The sequence below is a fragment of the Streptomyces sp. NPDC060205 genome (assembly GCF_042728395.1).
GTDB lineage: Bacteria > Actinomycetota > Actinomycetes > Streptomycetales > Streptomycetaceae > Streptomyces.
In genome coordinates, this window is the sequence record NZ_JBHWZP010000558.1 from 1 (window position 1) to 3,435 (window position 3,435).

General features: G+C 72.2%; 3 protein-coding genes. All 3 read left to right on the plus strand.

The window, feature by feature from the left end; translation table 11 throughout:
- Window positions 1-1,478: glucose-6-phosphate dehydrogenase (gene zwf / locus ACFWGJ_RS42840; protein ID WP_387334380.1), on the plus strand; the 1,478-nt coding region annotated here is incomplete at its 5' end.
- Window positions 1,475-2,611 (plus strand): glucose-6-phosphate dehydrogenase assembly protein OpcA, encoded by a 1,137-nt coding sequence (gene opcA / locus ACFWGJ_RS42845; protein ID WP_387334381.1) that lies wholly within the window; start codon window positions 1,475-1,477, stop codon window positions 2,609-2,611. The genes zwf and opcA, both read left to right, overlap by 4 nt.
- The gene (pgl, locus tag ACFWGJ_RS42850; protein WP_387334382.1) at window positions 2,608-3,390 is read left to right on the plus strand and encodes a 6-phosphogluconolactonase; all 783 of its coding nucleotides are present in this window, start codon (window positions 2,608-2,610) and stop codon (window positions 3,388-3,390) included. The genes opcA and pgl overlap by 4 nt, the downstream gene beginning before the upstream one ends.
- The last annotated feature ends 45 nt before the right edge of the window (window positions 3,391-3,435 follow it).

The window sequence follows — 3,435 nt, forward strand, 5'->3', positions numbered from 1 at the left end:
CGCGTATCGCGGGGCCGTCGGGCCTCGTCATCTTCGGGGTCACGGGCGATTTGTCCCGTAAAAAGCTCATGCCTGCTGTTTATGACCTTGCCAACCGCGGCCTGCTGCCGCCGGGCTTCTCCCTCGTCGGCTTCGCGCGCCGCGAGTGGGCGAACGAGGACTTCGCCCAGGAGGTCCACGACGCCGTCAAGGAACACGCCCGTACGCCGTTCCGTGAGGAGGTCTGGCAGCAGCTCATCCAGGGGATGCGCTTCGTCCAGGGCACCTTCGACGACGACGACGCGTTCGAGCGGCTGCGCGAGACGATCGGCGAGCTGGACAAGGCGCAGGGCACGGGCGGCAACTTCGCCTTCTACCTGTCCGTGCCGCCGGGCGCGTTCCCGGTGGTCATCCAGCAGCTGAAGAAGCACGGCCTCGCCGACCAGACGGGCGGCTCCTGGCGGCGCGCGGTCATCGAGAAGCCGTTCGGCCACGACCTCAAGTCGGCCGAGGACCTCAACACCACCGTCGAAGAGGTCTTCGCCCCGGACCAGGTCTTCCGCATCGACCACTACCTGGGCAAGGAGACGGTCCAGAACATCCTGGCGCTGCGCTTCGCGAACCAGATGTTCGAGCCGATCTGGAACCGGTCGTACGTGGACCACGTGCAGATCACGATGGCCGAGGACATCGGCATCGGCGGCCGGGCCGGCTACTACGACGGCATCGGCGCCGCCCGTGACGTCATCCAGAACCACCTGCTCCAGCTGATGGCCCTGACGGCCATGGAGGAGCCCTCCTCCTTCGACGCGGACGCGCTCGCCGCGGAGAAGACCAAGGTGCTCGGCGCGGTGAAGCTGCCCGGCGACCTGGGCGCGAACACGGTCCGCGGCCAGTACGCCGAGGGCTGGCAGGGCGGCGAGAAGGCCGTCGGCTACCTCCAGGAAGACGGCATCGACCCCCAGTCGAAGACCGACACGTACGCGGCGATCAAGGTGGAGGTGGACAACCGCCGCTGGGCGGGCGTCCCCTTCTACCTGCGCACCGGCAAGCGGCTCGGCCGCCGCGTCACCGAGATCGCGGTGGTCTTCCAGCGCGCCCCGCACTCCCCCTTCGACCACACGGCGACGGAGGAGCTGGGCCAGAACGCGATCGTCATCCGCGTCCAGCCCGACGAGGGCATCACGGTCCGCTTCGGCTCCAAGGTGCCCGGCACCTCCATGGAGATCCGGGACGTGTCGATGGACTTCGCGTACGGCGAGTCGTTCACGGAGTCGAGCCCCGAGGCGTACGAGAGGCTGATCCTCGACGTCCTCCTCGGCGACTCGAACCTCTTCCCGCGCACCGAGGAGGTCGAGCTGTCCTGGAAGATCCTCGACCCGATCGAGGAGTACTGGGACAAGCACGGCAGGCCCGCGCAGTACCAGTCGGGCACGTGGGGGCCCGTCGAGGCCGACGAAATGCTCAAGCGAGACGGACGGAGCTGGCGTCGGCCATGAAGATAGATCTCACGGACACCACGGCCAGCAAGATCAACAAGGCGCTCGTGAAGGGCCGCCGGGCCATCGGCACCCCGGCCGTCGGCATGGTGCTCACCCTCGTCATCGTCACCGACGAGGAGAACGCCTACGACGCCCTGAAGGCCGCCAACGACGCCTCGCTCGAACACCCCTCGCGCACCCTCGTCGTCATCAAGCGCGTCTCGCGCTCGCCCCGCGACCGCACCAAGTCGCGCCTGGACGCCGAGGTACGGGTCGGCGCGGACGCGGGCACCGGCGAGACGGTGATCCTTCGGCTGTACGGCGAGGTCTCGGACCACGCCCAGTCCGTCGTCCTGCCCCTGCTGCTCCCCGACGCGCCGGTCGTCGTCTGGTGGTCGGTGGACGCGCCCCGCGATCCGGCGGGCGACCCGCTGGGCGCGCTCGGCCAGCGCCGGGTCACCGACAGCTACGCGGCGGAGAAGCCCGTCGAGGAGCTGAAGGCCCGCGCCGAGAGCTACGAGCCGGGCGACACCGACCTGTCGTGGGCCCGGATCACCCCGTGGCGCTCCATGCTGGCCGCCGCCCTCGACCAGGTCGACTGCGAGGTGGTCTCCGTCGAGGTGGCGGGCGAGGAGGCCAACCCGAGCGTCGAGCTGCTGGCCATGTGGCTCGCCGACCGCCTCCACGTGCACGTACGCCGTGCCGTGTCCGCCGGTCCCGGGCTGACCCAGGTCCGCCTGGAGACGACCGGCGGTCCCATCACCCTGCACCGCTCGGACGGCGCGATGGCCACCCTGGCCCTGCCCGGCCAGCCGGACCGCGCGGTGGCGCTCAAGCGCCGCGAGACGTCCGAGCTGCTCGCGGAGGAGCTGCGCCGGCTCGACCCGGACGACACGTACGCGTCCGCGCTGCGGTTCGGGGTGGACCGGCTGGGCGGCATCCAGTCGGCCTCGCAGCGGCCCGAGGCGGCGACGTGGACGCCGGGGGAACTCCCGGTCCGTCCGGTGCACGACAGCTCGGAACCGGCCGCGAAGGCGGCCGGGGCGTCGGCATCCGCTTCCACACCGGCATCGGCATCAGCGGGTGAGGGAGATCCGGGGCGCCCCACCCCCGCCCAGATGCCCCCGGTCAAGAAGGCGGACCCGCAGTGAGCACTCCCCAGCTGGTCGTCCACCGCGACAAGGAACTGATGGCCCAGGCCGCCGCGGCCCGGCTCATCACCAAAGTCGTGGACGCGCAGGCCTCGCGCGGTCACGCCTCGGTCGTACTGACCGGTGGCCGCAACGGCAACGGCCTGCTGGCCGCGCTCGCGGCGGCGCCCGCCCGGGACGCCGTCGACTGGAGCCGGCTCGACCTGTGGTGGGGCGACGAGCGGTTCCTGCCCGAGGGCGACCCCGAGCGGAACGTCACCCAGGCCCGCGAGGCGCTCCTCGACGCGGTACCGCTGGACCCGAAGCGCGTGCACGCCATGCCCGCGTCGGACGGGCCCTGGGGCGCGGACGTGGAGGCGGCGGCGGAGGCCTACGCGGCCGAACTCGCGTCGGCCGCCGGGCCGGAGAGCCACGCGTCCGTCCCGTCCTTCGACGTGCTGATGCTGGGCGTCGGGCCGGACACGCACGTGGCGTCGCTGTTCCCGGAACTGCCCGCCGTCCGTGAGACCGAGCGGACGGTGGTGGGCGTGCGCGGCGCGCCGAAGCCGCCGCCCGTGCGGGTCACGCTCACGCTGCCCGCGATCCGGGCGGCGCGGGAGGTGTGGTTGCTCGCGGCGGGCGAGGACAAGGCGGAGGCCGCGGCGATCGCGCTGTCCGGCGCGGGTGAGATCCAGGCGCCGGCCGCCGGGGCGCAGGGGCGCGCTCGCACGCTGTGGCTGCTGGACGCGGCGGCGGCCTCGCAGCTGCCCCGCGCGCTGTATCCACCGGCTTCACCCTGACGGATGGGTAAGGGGGCGGCAGGGGCGTTTTCTCGCCCCCGCCGC